The following is a 14,056-nucleotide window of genomic DNA, read 5'->3' as shown; positions in this document are numbered from 1 at the left end:
CGGGGCCGAGGCCCCCCGCCGCCCAGACCGCGCGGAGCCGGCGCAACTGCCCAACGCGGCCATTGCCAGGGGTGTTCAGGTCCGGCGCCGTTGCCGCGGCCCGCAGGCCTCGCGGGGGCGCCGAAGAAACGGCTTCGCCGAGCGCGACGCGCCGACGCGGTTTTAGGCCCGCGTCGGAAACGCGTCCCCCAGATAGGCCCGCACGAAGCCCGGCATCCGGGCCGGGTCGATCTCCGCCGCGCCCCGCACGCTGCGCATCCCGGCGAGTTCCGGCGCGGCCTCGCGCCGGAGATGGTCCGCGATGCGCGCCTCCAGCGCCGCCGCCGTCTCCGGGAAGCGCACCGGCCGCAGGAAGGCGAGCTGGTCCTCGCCCGCGAGCATGACCCACTCCGTTGCCGCATCCGCCGGCAGCGCGAGGCCGGTCTCCTCGGCGAGTTCCCGGGCGGCGCTGCCGGTGAGGTCGACGCTGGTGCCGCGCACGTCGTCCGGGTCCGGGGTGCCGCAGGGGAAGTAGAGCTGGCCGGCATTGGCTGTGTGGGCGCCCATCTCGCCCAGCAGAACGGCGCCGTCCGCCGTCCAGGGGACGATCGCCGCGAAGGCGTTGCGGATCCGCGGGTCGGCGTGCCGGACATGCCGGTAGTAGGTGAAGATGGAGTAGCGCGTCGCGAACAGGTCGAGCCGGGCGATCCCGTCCACGACATCGTGGGCGCAGCACAGCAGCACGGTGCCGTCGAACAGGCCGGGGCTGCGGGCGATCCGCGCCCGCCAATGGGCCGCGATGGCGGCTTCGTGCATGCGCGGGAACGCCCAGTCGTGCTCCACGAACCGCGCCGTCACGTCGGCCAGCTTCGTGCTGCGGAACCCCTCAGACATGGAGGCTGCCCTCCGAGACGATCACGGCTGCGCCGCCGATCTCGACGCTGCGCAGGGCACCCGACTCGATGGTGAGCTGAAGCGCGATCGCGCTCGGCCGGCCCATGACTTGGCCCTGGCGGATCGCCACGTCGTGGGTGCCCTCCCCCAGGGTCTCGAACTGCATCAGCACCCCCGCGAAGGCGGAGGCCGCCGAGCCGGTGGCCGGATCCTCCGGGATGCCGAACTCAGGCGCGAACATCCGCACGCGCCAGCTCTGGCCGGTCCCCTCGGGATCGGGCGTGTAGAGGTAGAGGCCGTCCCCCGGCTCGGGGGCCTGGGCCGGCCGGGCGGCGTCGAGGGCCGCCACGGACGCGATAGGCACGCAGGTGAAGCGGGGACCGATCCCGTGGCGGCTCGGCGCGTGCCGGCCGGTGCCGATGTCGCCGGGCTCCAGGCCCAGGATCGGCGCCAGGATCTCGGGTTCGGGCCCGGGGCCGAGGTATTCCGGCAGGATCGGCAGCCGGAACCGCGCCCGGCCGCCGCTGCCGTCGACGAGGGTCTCGACCACGCAGGGGACGATCCCGATCCCCTCCTCCAGGCCGAAGGCGCGGGCATCGCCCCGGGTGGGTTCCTGCAGCGCCAGCAGCACCGCGGTGCCCACCGTCGGGTGCCCCGCGAAGGGCAGCTCCCGGCCGGGGGTGAAGATGCGCACGCGCGCCCGGTGCCGGGCCTCTGTGGGCGGCAGCACGAACACCGTCTCGGACAGGTTGAACTCCCGGGCGATGGCCTGCATGGCGGCCGTGTCGAGACCCTCCGAATCCAGCACGACGGCGAGGGGGTTGCCGGCGAGCTGCTGCTCGGTGAACACGTCGAGGGTGACGAAGCGGCGTGCCATCGGGTCGGACCTTCCTGCTCGCGCGCCCGGCGGCGGAACGGCCGCGAGTCGGTGGCGAAGCGAAAGACTGGTACACGGTGCGGCGTGTCCGATCGACTCGCCCGGAGGACGCGGCGGCGGGTGGACCGGACGTGTCGCGGAGAGATCCATGGCCGAGACGCAGCACCGCTACGCCGTCACGGTGACCTGGACGGGCAACACCGGCACCGGAACCAGCAGCTATCGCGGCTATGACCGCGCCCACACCCTGTCGGCGCCCGGCAAGCCGCTGATCGCGGGCTCGTCCGACCCGGCCTTCCGGGGCGATGCCGCGCGCTGGAACCCCGAGGAGCTGCTGGTTGCCTCGCTCGCGGCCTGCCACAAGCTCTGGTATCTGGGCCTGTGCGCCCAGGCCGGCATCGTCGTTACGGCCTACGAAGACGCCGCCGAGGGGCATATGACCGAGGAGGCGGGCGGCGCGGGCCAGTTCACCGCGGTCACCCTCCGGCCCCGTGTGACGATCGCGGCCGGGTCAGACGCGGCGCGGGCCGAGGCGCTTCACCGCGACGCCCATGCCTTCTGCTTCATCGCGCGGTCGGTGAATTTTCCGGTCACCGCCGAGCCGACCTTCCTCTGCGAGGTGACCGGCGCGGACTGAACGCTCAGACCGCCTCGACCGGAAACCGCTCGCTCGGGATCACGTATTCCTCCTGCGCCGCCACGGTCAGGATCTCGCGGGACCCGGCTTCCGCGGTGCGCTTCAGCAGCCCGTAGACCGAGGCTGCGGCCGCCTCCAGGGCCGCCGCGGCCGAGCCGGTGCGGGCGTAGTGAACGAGGAACAGGGCCGCGATGCAGTCGCCCGCCCCGTTGACCCGGATGGCTAGCCGCGGGGTGCGGACCCGGAACAATTGCCCCTCCGCCCCGGCGAGCATGTCGATGCGGTCGGCGGGTGTGTCGGCGCAGAGCGCCGAGGTGACCAGCACCACCCGGGGGCCGCGCGCCCGCAGCGCCGCGACCGCCGCCCCGGCCTCCGCCACGGTGCCGCTCGGCAGGCCGGTGAGGAGACCGAGCTCGAACTGGTTGGGGGTGAGGATATCGGCCTCCGGCACCGCGCGCTCGCGCAGGAACGCCTCGATGCCCGGCCGCACGTAGACGCCCTCCTCGACGTCGCCGATCACCGGATCGCAGCAATAGAGCGCCTGGCGGTTCGCCGCCCGCACGGCGGCCACCGCCTCCAGGATCGCGGTGCCGATCTCGGCCGAGCCCATGTAGCCCGACAGCACCGCGTCGCAGGTGGGCAGCACCCCGCGCTCGCCGATGCCCTGCACCACGTCGCGGATCATCGCGGCCTCGAAGACCGGGCCGCGCCACGCCCCGTAGCCGGTATGGTTGGAGAACTGCACCGTGTGGACCGGCCAGACCTCGACGCCGAGCCGCTGCATCGGGAACACCGCCGAGGCGTTGCCGACATGGCCGTAGGCGACGTGGGACTGGATCGACAGGACGTTCAACGCGGGTGATTCCGGTTCGGCTGCGCCGGCCCGATGCTGTCGGCGATCCGGGGCGCGGGCGCAAGCGCGGGGGCATCACCCGTGTCCGGTCAGTCGAAGCGGCTGCCGTTCCAGCGGACGAAGCCGCGCCGCCCGCCATGGGCATACATGTGCACCTTCGGAATCCGCTCGGACCCGACGCTGAGTCCGGCGCCGAGCATCTCGTGGACCTTCTGCAACAGAGGGCCGCGGCGCAGGTAGAACGTCACCGAACACACCTGCATGCCGCAATTGACGCTGCGCGGTGATGGGCCGGAGCAGCGTAACCCGTCATCGGCGATGATCAGGTCCGGGGCACCATCGCCATCCAGATCCCGCTCGATGGCGCCGGACGCGTCCATCGTTCCGCGATGGCTCTCGCAGCCCTCCGAGATCGCCTGCTGAATGAGGTAACTGGCCGCCTTCGATTGCGCGCCGGCCGGCGATGTCGCGAGGATGGCGACGAACGGCGCCCAAAACAGTCCCGTCCGGATCACGGGCGGCCTCCTGGCGGATCACATCAGGCATCTTGTTGAATCAACTGGACGGTTTGCAATACATCGTTGCATGGATCGCCACGAAATCGGCCACGAAGACATGCGGATGTCAGGTGCGCGTGCGGCCGATGGAGACGCATCGGCTGGCGCAGCAACTTCGGGGCGCGGGCGCGCCATCCCGAGCCTCAGCCCTCCCCCACCAGCAGCTCCTGCACCACCCGCGGATTCGGGTCCAGCAGCGCCAGCAGCACCCGGGCCGGCCCCTCGGGACGCCTACGGCCCTGCTCCCAGTTGCGCAGGGTCGAGACCGCGATCCCGATGCTCTGCGCAAAGCGGGCCTGCGAGGCGCCGGTGCGCCGCCGGATCGCGGCCACGTCGAGATCGGCGGCCACGCGGGGCGCGTGCACCACGAGGCCGGGGACGTCCTCGCCGCGGGCATGGGCCGCCGCCTGGCTCAGAGCTGACATGATCGTCTCGAACGCGTCGTCGGTCATCGCACCCTCGTCCGTTGGCGATCTTGCCGCGTACCGGCGAGATTCGCCAAGCTCGCCTTCGACGCCCTGAACGACCGGGCGGGACGGTGGCACCGAAAGGAGCTGTTTTATTGGGAAGCGGAGCATTTTCCGGATGCGACGGCTTTGCTCGCAATCGCCCTCCCTTGTCCCCCACCCGCCCCCACCTCAGATGGGTCCGGTCGCCCCGCTGCACCCCGAGCCCCATGGACATCGAAGCCCTGCGCACCACGACCCTCGCCTTCGTGGAGGCGCACAAGGTCTGGACGCCGCTGATCGCGGGCGCCCTCGCCTTCTGCGAATCCATCGCGGTGCTGTCGCTGTTCGTGCCGGCCACCGTGATCCTGATCGCCATCGGCGCCCTGGTGGGCGGCGCCGACATCCCGTTCTGGCCGGTGCTCCTGGGGGCCGCCCTCGGCGCCGCTCTGGGCGACTGGGTCTCCTACGAGGTCGGGCACTGGCTCGGGCCGGGGGCGAAGACCCAATGGCCGCTGCGGCGCTACCCCGACCTCACCGCGAAGGCCGAGGCCTTCATCGGCCGCTGGGGCATCGCCGCGGTGGCGCTGGGGCGGTTCTTCGGGCCGGCCCGGGCCCTGGTGCCGCTGCTCGCCGGCATTTTGGGCCTGTCGCGGCTGCCGTTCCAACTGGCCAACGTCGCCTCGGCCCTGGTCTGGGCCTTCGTGCTGCTCGCCCCCGGGGCGGGCCTTCTCACGTGGCTCGACCGCTGATGCGCCGCTTCCCGCCGGAGCGCATCGTCTGCCTCACCGAGGAGACCGTCGAGACCCTGTACCTGCTGGGGCAGGAGGACAGGATCGTCGGCGTCTCGGGCTACGCGGTGCGCCCGCCCCGGGTCCGGAGGGAGAAGCCCCGGGTCTCCGCCTTCACCAGCGCCGACATCCCGAAAATCCTGGCGCTGGCGCCGGACCTCGTCCTCGCCTTCTCGGACCTCCAGGCCGACATCGTCGCCGACCTCGCCCGCGCGGGCGTAGCGGTCCACCTGTTCAACCAGCGGGATCTCGCCGGATGCCTCGCCATGGTGCGCACCGTCGGCGCGCTCGTGGGCGTGCCCGAACGGGCCGAGGCCCTGGCGGCCGGCTTCGCGGCGCGGCTCGCGGAGGCGGCGCGCGCCGCGCAGGCTCGGCCGCCCCTGCGGGTCTATTTCGAGGAATGGGACGCGCCGATGATCTCCGGCATCGGCTGGGTCTCGGACCTAATCGCCCAGGCCGGCGGCCGGGACGTGTTTCCGGAGCTGAGCCGTCAGGCGGCCGCGAGGGACCGGATCGTGACGCCCGAGCAGGTGATCGCGGCCGCGCCCGAGGTGATCCTCGCCTCCTGGTGCGGGAAGCGGGTCAACATTGACCGGATCCGGGCGCGGCCGGGTTTTTCCGGCATCCCGGCAGTGCGGGACGGGCGCATCCACGAGATCAAGTCGCCGCTGATCCTCCAGCCCGGCCCGGCCGCGCTCACCGACGGGTTCGACGCGATCCGCGCCTGCCTCGGATGACCGACGCGGGGCGATCCCGCGCCGCAGGTGACGGATCGCGTCCGGATTGGCAGGATGTCCCGATTCGGTACAGACACGCCCGTTGATTGATGTCCGCTTCCCTCGGCCTTCCCGCTTCCGCCCCCGCGGTCGTCGACGCGCTCCTGCCGCCCGACCGGCGGCAATCGCCCACGGCCCTGCGGATCCAGCGGGGCGTGCGCCGGCTGTTTTCCGAGATGGGCTGCGTCACACTGCCGGAATTCTCCCTCGTGAACGGCCGCCGGGCCGACGTGATCGCGCTCTGCGGGGCCGGCAAGCTCACGATCGTGGAGATCAAGTCGAGCGTGGCCGATTTCCGCGCCGACCGGAAATGGCCGGATTACCGGGACTTCTGCGACCGGTTCTTCTTCGCGATCCCCGAGGAGGTGCCGGAATCGCTGATCCCGGAGGAATGCGGCCTGATCGTCGCCGACGCCTACGGCGCCGGCATCCTGCGCGAGCCCCCGGAGCATCCGCTGAGCGGCGCGCGCCGCAAGGCCGTGACCCTGCGCTTCGCCCACAGCGCCGCGCGCATCCTCCATGCGCTGGCCGATCCGGGCGCGGTGCGGGAGGGGGCGCTGTAGATTGGGTTTCCAAAGGGCTTAAGCCCTTTGGCGGGTGATCAGGGCGGAGCCCTGATGCGTCGGGCCGCGAGCAAGAGCAGGGCTTTGCCCTGCACCCACACAAGGTCATTGACCTTTTGAAACCATGACTTTGCGGCGGCAAGTGCGGTATGGCCGCGCGATGACATCCGTCGCCCTGTTCGAGCTGATCCTGAGCCTTTTGGGCGCCGCCCTGCTGGTGTCGCTGGTGGCCGGGCGGCTCGGCTTCCCGCCGGCGGCCGCCCTCGTGCTCGGCGGCATGGCGCTCGCCGTGGTGCCGGGCCTGCCGGCCTTCGATCTCGATCCGGACCTGATCATGGTCCTGTTCCTGCCGCCGCTCCTGCTCGAATCGGCCTACTTCACCGTCTGGCGCGACGTTCGGGCGAGCCTCGGCCCGATCCTGTCGCTGTCGCTCGGGGCGGTGGTGTTCACGACCCTGGTGGTCGGGCTCGTCGCCCACGTGGTGGTGCCGGGCCTGCCCTGGGCGGCCTGCTTCGCGCTCGGCGCCATCGTGTCGCCGCCGGATGCGGTCGCCGCCAAGGCGGTGCTGGCCCGGGTCGCCCTGCCCCGCCGGATGATCACGGTGCTGGAGGGCGAGAGCCTCGTGAACGACGCGTCCGGCCTCGTGCTCTACCGGTTCGCCGTGGCGGCGGCGCTCACCGGCAGCTTCAGCGCCTGGGCGGCGGCCGGCAGCTTCGCGTGGCTCGCCGTGGCGGGCGTCGCGGTGGGGCTCGCCGGCGGGCTGGCGGTGAACGCCCTGGTGCGGCGGCTGCACGATGCCAACGCCATCACGGTGCTGAGTTTCCTCGCTGCCTACGCCGCCTACCTCGCGGCCGAGGAGGTCCACGCCTCCGGGGTGCTGGCCGTGGTGGCCTGCGGCCTGATGCTGGGCGGGCGGGAGCACGAGACCTTCGACGCCCAGGCGCGGCGCCACGCCGTAGCGGTGTGGCAATTCGTGGTCTTCGTGCTGGAGGCGCTGGTCTTCGTGCTGATCGGCCTCGCGCTGCGCGGCGTGCTGGTCCGGAATGGGGGTGAGTTCGGCTCGCTGTCGGCGGGGCTGCCCCTGGCGCTCGCCGTGACGGTGGCCTGCGTGATCGCCCGCCTGCTCTGGGTGTTCCCCGCCGTCTACCTGCGGCGGACCCTGTCGGCCCGGCTGCGCGCGGCGGAGCCGCCGCCGAACCCGGCCGTACCGCTGATCATCGGCTGGGCGGGCATGCGCGGGGTGGTGACCCTGGCGGCCGCGCTGGCGCTGCCGGTGGATTTTCCGGGCCGCGACCCGATCCTGCTGGCGGCCTTCGCGGTGATCCTGTTCACCGTGCTGGTGCAGGGAACCACGCTGGGGCCGCTGATCCGCCGGCTGCGCCTCGATCCCACCACGCACCTGCCCGACGGCCATCTCGACGCGCCCATGGCCCGGGTGGTGGTCAACGAAGCCGGCCTCGCCGCCCTGGAGGGGCTGGTCTTTCCCGAGACCGGGGCGCTGCAGCACCCGCGCCTCGTCGAGGAGTACCGCCGCCGGGTCCGGGCCACCTCCCGGGACCGCGACGAGCGGACGGCGCTGGAGGCCGAGAAATCCGAACACTTCGCCGCCGCACTGCTCGCGGTGCGGTCAGGCCGGTCGGCGCTGATCGGCCTGCACCGGGAGAACCGCATCCACAACGCGGTGCTGCGGCAACTGGAGGCGGAGATCGATCTGGAGGAACTCCACCTCAAGCGTCTGGCCGGGACCGCGCCGGCCCACGGCTGAGCCGGCTCCGTCCATCAATGGGCCGCGCAGCCATCCGCCGGCTGGCCGTAGCCGCTGTAGACCACCCGCACCTTGCGGGCGCAGCCCTCGGCCTTGGGAGCAACGGCGACGGGGGCGACCTCCACGGGCTCGACCCGCAGGGTCGCGGCCACCGGCTGGTCCTCGGCGGTGGCCAGCGCGCGGCTGGCGCTCATCACGAAGGGCGTGGCGACGAGCGACGACACCGCAAGCGCGGCGAGGACGGCGATGTTCTTGCGGCCGAAAGTGTTAACGGTGCGAGCATTGCGCATGGCTGGTGGTCCGACGTATTCGATTCGGCAGCACTGAGGTGCCGAGATCCCCTGTTGCGCTGATAACTTGACCGTCAGCTCGGCGGTTCCAGGTTATTGTCCAAAAACCGCCGCGCTTGGGTGTCGCCGCGCACGTCGGTGCTGACGTCAGAACAGCTTGCGGTACTGCACGAAGCCGGATTTTTCCGCGATCCGGTCGTAGAGCTGCATCGCGTCGGTGTTGGTCTCGTGCGTGAGCCAATGGACGCGCGAACACCCGGCGGCCTTCGCGGCCGCGTAGACGTGCTCGATCAGCCGCCGGCCGATCCCGAGACCGCGGATGCCGTCCGCCACGAACAGGTCCTGCAGGTAGCAGTAATCGCCCACCGTCCAGGCCGAACGGTGGCGGATGTGGTGGACGAGGCCGACCGCCTCGGCGCCGTGCCACGCCAGGGCGCCGTCGACCGGCTCGGCCCGGTCGTTGAGGCGCGCCCAGGTCGTGTCCGTGACGGCCTCCGACAGGTCGACCTTGTAGAAGGCCTGATAGCCGCGCCAGAGCGGCAGCCAGGCGTCCCGGTCGCCGGGGCCGATCGGGCGGATCGCGAGGGCTGCCGTGTCAGCGGTCATGAGATTCTCCGGTGCAAGCCGGCGGGATCGGACCATCGATCGGCCCGGACGCGCAAGCGGTGCCGCCTTGCACCCCCGCCCGCCCGCACCTAAACCGGCCCGCCGGCGGCCCGAACCGCCGCACGAGCCCGAGTCCCCGCCCCCATGCCCCACAAGAAATCGTTCCAGGGTCTGATCCTGACGCTGCAGGAATTCTGGGCGGCGCAGGGCTGCGTGATCCTCCAGCCCTACGACATGGAGGTCGGCGCCGGTACGTTCCATCCGGCCACGACCCTGCGGGCGCTCGGCCCGAAGCCCTGGAAGGCGGCCTATGTCCAGCCCTCGCGCCGGCCCAAGGACGGGCGCTACGGCGAGAACCCCAACCGGCTCCAGCACTATTATCAGTTCCAGGTGATCCTGAAGCCGAACCCGCCCAACCTCCAGGAGCTCTACCTCGCCTCGCTCGCGGCCATCGGGGTCGACCTGACGCTCCACGACATCCGCTTCGTCGAGGACGATTGGGAGAGCCCGACGCTCGGGGCCTGGGGGCTCGGCTGGGAATGCTGGTGCGACGGGATGGAGGTCTCCCAGTTCACCTACTTCCAGCAGGTGGCGGGCTTCGAGTGCGCGCCGGTGGCGGGCGAGCTGACCTACGGGTTGGAACGGCTGGCCATGTACGTCCAGGGCGTCGAGAACGTCTACGATCTGGACTTCAACGGTGCCGAGGGCCCGGACCGGATCACCTATGGCGACGTCTTCCTCCAGGCCGAGCAGGAATATTCCCGCCACAACTTCGAGGCGGCCGACACCGCGATGCTGTTCCGCCAGTTCACCGACGCGGAAGCCGCCTGCCGGACCTATCTCGACGCGGGGGCGCCGGCCTCGGACGGCGAGCGTCACCGCATGGCGCAACCGGCCTACGACCAGTGCATCAAGGCGAGCCACGTGTTCAACCTGCTCGACGCACGCGGGGTGATCTCGGTGACCGAGCGCCAGAGCTACATCCTGCGAGTGCGGGAGCTGGCCAAGGCCTGCGGGGCGGCCTGGCTGAGGACGGCGGCCGGGGGGGCGTGAGGCGGGACCGCGGATTGTCAGAACCGACAATCCGCCGCCGCCGGATTATCACAAAAGGAGTGTTTGTGATAATCCGGCGGCGGCGGATTGCACTTTATGAAACGCGCTGACTTCCTCGGATCGCCGAGCGGTAAACTGGTCCCGACCGTCGAGGACCAATGGGCCTTCGTGCCCCATCCCCTCCCGCCGCCGGATCTGGACCTGGCCCGGCTTGCGAACCTGATCGCGCGCGTTTCGCAGTTGCTGGGCGAGTTGAACGGCATCAGCCGGACCTTGCCCGATCCCGACCTGCTGATCCGTCCCCTCCAGGTGCGCGAGGCGCTGACCTCGTCCAGCATGGAGGGCACGTTCACGACTCTCGACGATCTGTTGCTTCTCGAGGCCGGCGCGGAAGAACGCGGCGGCGTCGGTGACACAAGAGAGGTCCGCAACTATCGCCGTGCCCTGTCGGCAGCGATCGATAGCCTGGATCGGGTTCCTCTCTGCCTACGCACGCTGCGCGACGCACATCGCGAGCTTCTGAGCGGCGTTGCTCGCCACCGCGGATCGAGGGCTGCCCCTGGTGAGCTGAAACGGAACCAGAATTTCATCGGCGCCTACGAGATTGCCAATGCCCGCTACGTGCCGCCACCGCCACGGGAAGCTCAGGCCGCCCTGGAGGCGCTGGAACTCTACATCCAGCGGGATGAGCGCGGCCTGATTCCCGATATCGTAGACGCGGCTCTGATCCACTACCAGTTCGAGGCGATCCACCCGTTCTCCGACGGCAACGGGCGGGTCGGCCGCATGCTCATCACGCTGCATCTGTTCATGCGGCAGGTCATCCGGCAGCCGATCCTGTATCTCAGCCCGGTCTTCGAGCGCCGTAAGGACGAGTACATCGACCGTATGTACGACGTCTCTCGAACCGGGGCATGGCATGCATGGGTCGCCTTCTTCCTAGAGGTCGTCGCGAAGGCCTGCGAGGTAACGATCGCCACGGCTGACGCGCTTCTGGCGCTTCAGGCCGAGTACCGCACGCGGATCCGAGCGGTCGGGCGTTCCGCCAACCTTGTCGCGGTTCTCGACCTTCTGTTCCAGCGTCAGGTCGTGACGATTCCCCAGGTCGCCGAGTATCTCCAGGTCCAGTATCGGTCGGCACAGCTGAACGTGGAAGCGCTGGTCCGGGCCGGCATCCTGGACGAGGTGAGCGACACCGCGAACCCGCGCTTCTTCATCGCCCGCGGCATTCGCGATCTGATCGACCAGCCGCCGCACCGCGGCCCCTGACTCCGTCGCCGCCTCTGCGGCGGAGCCCCTGGCGCCCTCGCGCGTTGCAACCCCCGCCAACCGGCGCGCCCCGGCGCGTCCGCAGACGCGGGAATCGTGTGATGAAACAGACCCTCCTCGCCCTCAGCCTGATCGGGCTCAGCCTCGCCCCCGCGCTGGCGGCCGATCCCGGACCGGAGGCCGTCGTCAAGAAGCTCTACGCCGAGCCGCACCCGAATCACTCCGCGGTATACTCGAAGCGCCTCCAGGGCCTGTTCGACGCCGACGCCAAGCAGGCCAACGGCGCCACGGGCAATCTCGATTTCGACTTCCGCCTCAACGGCGAGCCGATGAAGCCCGACACGGTGAAGAACCTCACCTTCAAGGAGGCCACCGAGGGCAAGGACCAGGCGAAGGTCACGGTGGAGCGCAAGGGCGGGGACGGCTCCAAGTCGATCGTCTACGACCTCGTGCGCGAGGATGGCGGCTGGAAGGTCTCCGACGCCCACGCGATCGGCGACCGGAAGTGGCAGCTCTCGACCATCCTCAAGGGCGAGGCGCACTGAACCGGCCCTCGACAGGTGTGCGGCGCGGCGATATGGCCGCCCCATGCCCGACCTCCTGCTCGAACTCCGCTCGGAAGAGATCCCCGCCCGCATGCAGCGGCGCGCGGCGGAGGATCTGAAGAAGCTCGTCACCGACGCCCTGGTGGCGCGGGGTTTCCTGTACGAGGGCGCCAAGGCGTTCTCGACCCCCCGCCGGCTGGCGCTCCACATCGCCGGCCTGCCCGCCCGGGGCGAAGCGGTGCGTGAGGAGCGCCGCGGCCCGCGGGTCGGCGCCCCCGAGGCCGCCGTCCAGGGTTTTTTGAAGGGCGCAGGGCTCACGAGCCTGGATCAGGCCACGACCGTCACCGATCCGAAGAAGGGTGAATTCTACCTCGCGGTGATCGAGCGCCCCGGCCGCGCGACGCTGGACGTTTTGGCCGAGCTTCTGCCGGAGATCATCAAGAGCTTCCCCTGGCCGAAATCCATGCGCTGGGGCGCGGCCTCGGCCGAGCCTGGCGCCTTGCGCTGGGTGCGCCCGCTGCAATCGATTGTCGCGACCTTCGGGCCGGAGACCGAGACGCCGGAGGTGGTGCCGTTCGCGGTCGGCGGGATCGCGGCCGGGACCACGACCTACGGCCACCGCTTCCTGGCGCCCGATGCGATCGAGGTGCGCCGGTTCGACGACTACATTCAGGCCCTGGAGCGGGCGAAGGTCATCCTCGACCCGGAGCGGCGCAAGGACGTGATCCTGCACGACGCCCGCGACCTCGCCTTCGCCCGCGGTCTCGACCTCGTGGAGGACGAGGGCCTGCTGGAGGAGGTGTCGGGCCTCGTGGAATGGCCGGTGGTGCTGATGGGCTCGTTCGACGAAGCCTTCCTCGACATCCCCGCCGAGGCGATCCGGGCGACCATCCGGGCGAACCAGAAGTGTTTTGTGCTGCGCAAAGGCGGCTCGGAGGATCTGGCCCCGGCCTTCATCCTGGTCTCGAATCTCGTGGCCTCGGATGGCGGGCAGGCGATCACCGCCGGCAACGAGCGGGTGGTCCGGGCGCGCCTCTCGGACGCGAAGTTTTTTTGGGAGACCGACAAGGCGGTGCGCCTGGAGGACCGGCTGCCGAAGCTCGATGCAATTGTCTTTCACGAGAAGCTCGGGACACAGGGGCAGCGGATCGCGCGCATCGCCGCGCTGGCGAAGGAGCTAGCGCCGCTGGTGGGGGCCGACCCGGCGCTCGCCGAGCGCGCGACGCGCCTCGCCAAGGCCGATCTCGTCACCGAGATGGTCGGCGAGTTCCCCGAGCTTCAGGGGCTGATGGGACGCAAATACGCGACGCTTCAGGGGGAACACGCGAGCGTATGCGCGGCCCTGGAGGAGCACTACAAGCCGGTCGGCCCCTCCGATCGGGTACCGAGCGATCCGGTCTCGATCGCGGTGGCGCTTGCCGACAAGCTCGATACGCTGGTGGGCTTCTGGGCGATCGACGAGAAGCCTACGGGGAGCAAGGATCCGTTCGCGCTGCGCCGGGCGGCTCTGGGCGTGATCCGGCTGATCCTCGACCGCGGCCTGCGCCTGCGCCTGCTGGAGCAGGTCGGCGCGGCGGATCGCGGCCTCGCGGGGCGGGCCGGCGCCGACGCGCAGGATCTGCTCGGCTTTTTCGCCGACCGCCTGAAAGTCTACCTCCGCGACCAGGGCGCCCGCCACGATCTGATCGACGCCGTCTTCGCCCTCCTCGGCCAGGACGACCTGCTGATGGTGGTCCGCCGGGTCGAGGCGCTCAGACAATTCCTCGACACCGAGGACGGAAAGAACCTGCTCGCAGGCTACAAGCGCGCGGCCAACATCCTGCGGATCGAGGAGAAGAAGGACGGCCGCGCCTACGCTTCCGAGCCCGACGCCGCCCTGGCCGCCGCGGGCGAGCCGGCCGAGCGGGCGCTCGCCGAGGCCCTGGCGAAGGCGCGGGAGACCGCCTCGGCTTCCGTCGCCCGGGAGGCTTTTGCGGAGGCCATGCAGGCGCTCTCGACGCTCCGCGCGCCGGTGGATGCCTTCTTCCAGGACGTGACCGTCAACGCCCCCGATCCAAAACTCCGCGAGAACCGCCTGCTGCTGCTCAACGCGCTCCGCGCCGCGACGCGCGAGGTGGCGGATTTCTCGAAGATCGAGGGGTGAGGCGCACGACGT

16 protein-coding genes are annotated in these 14,056 nt (G+C 70.8%); 9 read left to right on the top strand and 7 right to left on the bottom strand.

Features of this window, described 5'->3' with window-relative positions; genetic code table 11:
* Positions 1 to 162 precede the first annotated feature (162 nt).
* The gene (locus MKK75_RS19205) at positions 163 to 873 is read right to left on the bottom strand and encodes an NUDIX hydrolase (protein ID WP_244044126.1); all 711 of its coding nucleotides are present in this window, start codon (positions 871 to 873) and stop codon (positions 163 to 165) included.
* Positions 866 to 1,750 (bottom strand): PhzF family phenazine biosynthesis protein, encoded by an 885-nt coding sequence (locus MKK75_RS19200; protein ID WP_244044125.1) that lies wholly within the window; start codon positions 1,748 to 1,750, stop codon positions 866 to 868. The genes MKK75_RS19205 and MKK75_RS19200 overlap by 8 nt, the downstream gene beginning before the upstream one ends.
* A gap of 148 nt (positions 1,751 to 1,898) precedes the next feature.
* On the opposite strand from MKK75_RS19200, the gene MKK75_RS19195 reads away from it, so the two are divergent.
* Positions 1,899 to 2,387 (top strand): OsmC family protein, encoded by a 489-nt coding sequence (locus MKK75_RS19195; RefSeq protein ID WP_244044124.1) that lies wholly within the window; start codon positions 1,899 to 1,901, stop codon positions 2,385 to 2,387.
* Between the two features lie 4 nt (positions 2,388 to 2,391).
* Here the strand turns inward: MKK75_RS19195 and pdxY are convergent, their stop codons facing one another.
* The 3 genes from pdxY to MKK75_RS19180 all read right to left on the bottom strand — a co-directional run bounded on the left by pdxY (position 2,392) and on the right by MKK75_RS19180 (position 4,249).
* A complete protein-coding gene (pdxY, locus tag MKK75_RS19190) occupies positions 2,392 to 3,240 on the bottom strand; it encodes a pyridoxal kinase PdxY (RefSeq protein ID WP_244044123.1) in 849 nt (282 codons plus the stop codon).
* A gap of 89 nt (positions 3,241 to 3,329) precedes the next feature.
* On the bottom strand, positions 3,330 to 3,755 hold the full coding sequence (locus MKK75_RS19185; RefSeq protein WP_244044122.1) for a hypothetical protein: 426 nt from the start codon (positions 3,753 to 3,755) through the stop codon (positions 3,330 to 3,332).
* Between the two features lie 185 nt (positions 3,756 to 3,940).
* Positions 3,941 to 4,249 (bottom strand): helix-turn-helix domain-containing protein, encoded by a 309-nt coding sequence (locus MKK75_RS19180; protein WP_244044121.1) that lies wholly within the window; start codon positions 4,247 to 4,249, stop codon positions 3,941 to 3,943.
* 224 nt (positions 4,250 to 4,473) lie between these two features.
* On the opposite strand from MKK75_RS19180, the gene MKK75_RS19175 reads away from it, so the two are divergent.
* From MKK75_RS19175 to MKK75_RS19160, 4 genes are all read left to right on the top strand, one after another.
* A complete protein-coding gene (locus MKK75_RS19175) occupies positions 4,474 to 4,995 on the top strand; it encodes a DedA family protein (RefSeq protein WP_244044120.1) in 522 nt (173 codons plus the stop codon).
* Positions 4,995 to 5,771, top strand: coding sequence for a cobalamin-binding protein (locus tag MKK75_RS19170; protein WP_244044119.1), 777 nt, complete (start codon positions 4,995 to 4,997; stop codon positions 5,769 to 5,771). The genes MKK75_RS19175 and MKK75_RS19170 overlap by 1 nt, the downstream gene beginning before the upstream one ends.
* Positions 5,772 to 5,860: 89 nt before the next feature.
* Positions 5,861 to 6,373, top strand: a complete 513-nt coding sequence (locus MKK75_RS19165) for an MmcB family DNA repair protein (protein WP_244044118.1) — start codon at positions 5,861 to 5,863, stop codon at positions 6,371 to 6,373.
* Positions 6,374 to 6,533: 160 nt separating this feature from the next.
* Entirely contained in the window at positions 6,534 to 8,138 is a 1,605-nt protein-coding gene (locus MKK75_RS19160) for a Na+/H+ antiporter (RefSeq protein WP_244044117.1), read from the top strand.
* 14 nt (positions 8,139 to 8,152) lie between these two features.
* Here the strand turns inward: MKK75_RS19160 and MKK75_RS19155 are convergent, their stop codons facing one another.
* Together MKK75_RS19155 and MKK75_RS19150 are read right to left on the bottom strand one after the other, a co-directional pair.
* On the bottom strand, positions 8,153 to 8,428 hold the full coding sequence (locus tag MKK75_RS19155; protein WP_244044116.1) for a hypothetical protein: 276 nt from the start codon (positions 8,426 to 8,428) through the stop codon (positions 8,153 to 8,155).
* Between the two features lie 147 nt (positions 8,429 to 8,575).
* Positions 8,576 to 9,034: a GNAT family N-acetyltransferase gene (locus tag MKK75_RS19150; RefSeq protein ID WP_244044115.1), complete on the bottom strand. Its 459-nt coding sequence runs from the start codon at positions 9,032 to 9,034 to the stop codon at positions 8,576 to 8,578.
* A gap of 144 nt (positions 9,035 to 9,178) precedes the next feature.
* Between MKK75_RS19150 and MKK75_RS19145 the strand changes: the two genes are divergently transcribed.
* The 4 genes from MKK75_RS19145 (at position 9,179) to glyS (ending at position 14,044) form a co-directional block, all read left to right on the top strand.
* Positions 9,179 to 10,087, top strand: coding sequence for a glycine--tRNA ligase subunit alpha (locus tag MKK75_RS19145; RefSeq protein ID WP_244044114.1), 909 nt, complete (start codon positions 9,179 to 9,181; stop codon positions 10,085 to 10,087).
* Positions 10,088 to 10,183: 96 nt separating this feature from the next.
* Positions 10,184 to 11,356, top strand: a complete 1,173-nt coding sequence (locus MKK75_RS19140; protein WP_244044113.1) for a Fic family protein — start codon at positions 10,184 to 10,186, stop codon at positions 11,354 to 11,356.
* A gap of 101 nt (positions 11,357 to 11,457) precedes the next feature.
* Positions 11,458 to 11,901, top strand: a complete 444-nt coding sequence (locus tag MKK75_RS19135) for a hypothetical protein (RefSeq protein WP_244044112.1) — start codon at positions 11,458 to 11,460, stop codon at positions 11,899 to 11,901.
* Positions 11,902 to 11,944: 43 nt separating this feature from the next.
* The gene (gene glyS / locus MKK75_RS19130; protein WP_244044111.1) at positions 11,945 to 14,044 is read left to right on the top strand and encodes a glycine--tRNA ligase subunit beta; all 2,100 of its coding nucleotides are present in this window, start codon (positions 11,945 to 11,947) and stop codon (positions 14,042 to 14,044) included.
* Positions 14,045 to 14,056: the final 12 nt, after the last annotated feature.

The organism is Methylobacterium sp. J-030, assembly GCF_022829545.1.
In the GTDB taxonomy this organism is placed as follows: domain Bacteria; phylum Pseudomonadota; class Alphaproteobacteria; order Rhizobiales; family Beijerinckiaceae; genus Methylobacterium.
This window is presented reverse-complemented; position numbering and strand designations above follow the sequence as displayed.

Bases quoted from the DNA above. Each gene is read 5' to 3' on its own strand.
- MKK75_RS19205 (WP_244044126.1), bottom strand. From the start codon at position 873: ATGTCTGAGGGGTTCCGCAGCACGAAGCTGGCCGACGTGACGGCGCGG.
- MKK75_RS19200 (WP_244044125.1), bottom strand. From the start codon at position 1,750: ATGGCACGCCGCTTCGTCACCCTCGACGTGTTCACCGAGCAGCAGCTC.
- MKK75_RS19195 (WP_244044124.1), top strand. From the start codon at position 1,899: ATGGCCGAGACGCAGCACCGCTACGCCGTCACGGTGACCTGGACGGGC.
- MKK75_RS19180 (WP_244044121.1), bottom strand. From the start codon at position 4,249: ATGACCGACGACGCGTTCGAGACGATCATGTCAGCTCTGAGCCAGGCG.
- MKK75_RS19175 (WP_244044120.1), top strand. From the start codon at position 4,474: ATGGACATCGAAGCCCTGCGCACCACGACCCTCGCCTTCGTGGAGGCG.
- MKK75_RS19170 (WP_244044119.1), top strand. From the start codon at position 4,995: ATGCGCCGCTTCCCGCCGGAGCGCATCGTCTGCCTCACCGAGGAGACC.
- MKK75_RS19165 (WP_244044118.1), top strand. From the start codon at position 5,861: ATGTCCGCTTCCCTCGGCCTTCCCGCTTCCGCCCCCGCGGTCGTCGAC.
- MKK75_RS19160 (WP_244044117.1), top strand. From the start codon at position 6,534: ATGACATCCGTCGCCCTGTTCGAGCTGATCCTGAGCCTTTTGGGCGCC.
- MKK75_RS19155 (WP_244044116.1), bottom strand. From the start codon at position 8,428: ATGCGCAATGCTCGCACCGTTAACACTTTCGGCCGCAAGAACATCGCC.
- MKK75_RS19150 (WP_244044115.1), bottom strand. From the start codon at position 9,034: ATGACCGCTGACACGGCAGCCCTCGCGATCCGCCCGATCGGCCCCGGC.
- MKK75_RS19145 (WP_244044114.1), top strand. From the start codon at position 9,179: ATGCCCCACAAGAAATCGTTCCAGGGTCTGATCCTGACGCTGCAGGAA.
- MKK75_RS19140 (WP_244044113.1), top strand. From the start codon at position 10,184: ATGAAACGCGCTGACTTCCTCGGATCGCCGAGCGGTAAACTGGTCCCG.
- MKK75_RS19135 (WP_244044112.1), top strand. From the start codon at position 11,458: ATGAAACAGACCCTCCTCGCCCTCAGCCTGATCGGGCTCAGCCTCGCC.
- glyS (WP_244044111.1), top strand. From the start codon at position 11,945: ATGCCCGACCTCCTGCTCGAACTCCGCTCGGAAGAGATCCCCGCCCGC.